The organism is Burkholderia sp. BCC1047 (genome assembly GCF_902833155.1).
Taxonomy (GTDB): domain Bacteria; phylum Pseudomonadota; class Gammaproteobacteria; order Burkholderiales; family Burkholderiaceae; genus Burkholderia; species Burkholderia sola.
In genome coordinates this window covers 1-1,414 of the sequence record NZ_CADFEH010000077.1, presented here as the reverse complement: position 1 = coordinate 1,414, position 1,414 = coordinate 1, and the positions used below count along the sequence as shown (strand labels likewise).

Sequence of the window (1,414 nt, the reverse complement as noted above, 5' to 3'; positions counted from 1 at the left end):
CAGTAATGCGTTCAGCTAACTGATACTAATTGCCCGTAAGGCTTGATCCTATAACAAGTCTGTTTCGCGCTACAGAGCGCGTCGGACGGTTGGATTCTCGTGTGTGATACACACAACCTAAATTACTGCTTCTTCCAAGATTGGTTGCGCTGCGAAGCAACGCAACAACCCTCTTTGCCTGATGACCATAGCGAGTCGGTCCCACCCCTTCCCATCCCGAACAGGACCGTGAAACGACTCTACGCCGATGATAGTGCGGATTCCCGTGTGAAAGTAGGTAATCGTCAGGCTCCCTAAGCCAAGAACCCCCGCCCGACAAGGCGGGGGTTTTTGCATTGGCGCGATGGAAATGTGCGCGGTGCCCGGTGGGTTGCTGCACGTCCGGAAAGGCTATGCGGCGGCGGACCTGAGTGACCGAATCGCTGCAGTTTCAGAACAATCGCCGCTTGTCACAGTTACTAACGGTATGGAGCATCGGATACCGAGCTTCCAGACGGTGGTGACTTGCGACGCCCACCATCGACAATGAGCCGATCACATCGGCGTGATGATGAGTCGCTTGTCCTCGACGGTAATCCGGACGCGTTCTCCAGCCTCGAATCCCGCGTCCTCAAGCCATACTCCCGCTATTTTGATCCACGGGAAATACGTCGTGTTGAGCCTCCGGTGTGCTCTGATGGCACGGAGAACCCTAGACAAGGAATGATGGCGCGCTGACTCTTGGACAGTGACGAAGCGTTCCGTTACGGCGGTACGTGACTTATGATTGGCCTTAGCCATTTCCCGCTCCTATGGTGAGTTGGTGGTGGTCAGCGGGTCGTATGGGTGGCAGCCCATGCGGCCCGCGCTTTTTGCGGTGATGCCGTTTGAGTGTACCTAACCGATCATCTCGAAATAAGAAAAATTCGGAAAGTGGCCAATCGGCATAGCTTCTTAAGTTCGTCTGCCAGCAATCGCCGGCCGAGGTGCGAGCATGAACTTGCGGACGGAACGCATAGACGGACAGCTCATCATCGATGGGCGCCAAGCGCTGCAGCAGCTGATCCGGGACGTGGAAACCGGCATGGCCGATTTCTAGGTGATGCTCGTCTACGACGTAAGCCGCTGGGGACGATCCCAGGGTGCAGACGAAAGTGCCTATTACGAGTACATCTGCCGGCGCGCAGGCATCCAGGTCGCCTATTGCGCCGAACAGTTCGAGAACGGCGGCTCGCCAATCTCGACGATCGTCAAAGATATGAAGCGTCGTCGTGGAAATGATTGCCTTAGAGCAGCCGGCCCTTGAACCCACTGCCTGAGCTCAGGCAGTTTGGCTGTTGATTTGCACGGAATCCTGACCCACCCTACGCAGTAATTTGCATCGAATATTGACCCACGTAGAACACTGACCTGCTCGGCAACGGGCAGGGGAACG

General features: G+C 56.0%; 1 protein-coding gene, 1 rRNA gene and 1 pseudogene. 2 read left to right on the top strand and 1 reads right to left on the bottom strand.

Annotation, left to right across the window (positions count from 1 at the left end):
• Positions 1-177 precede the first annotated feature (177 nt).
• Positions 178-290, top strand: a 5S ribosomal RNA gene (gene rrf, locus HWX55_RS35870).
• 244 nt (positions 291-534) lie between these two features.
• On the opposite strand, the gene HWX55_RS35865 is transcribed toward rrf, so the two are convergent.
• Entirely contained in the window at positions 535-780 is a 246-nt protein-coding gene (locus tag HWX55_RS35865) for a SymE family type I addiction module toxin (protein WP_175979095.1), read from the bottom strand.
• 172 nt (positions 781-952) lie between these two features.
• Between HWX55_RS35865 and HWX55_RS35860 the strand changes: the two are divergent.
• Positions 953-1,246 (top strand): annotated as a pseudogene (locus tag HWX55_RS35860) (recombinase family protein); the annotation flags it as partial.
• Positions 1,247-1,414 lie beyond the last annotated feature (168 nt).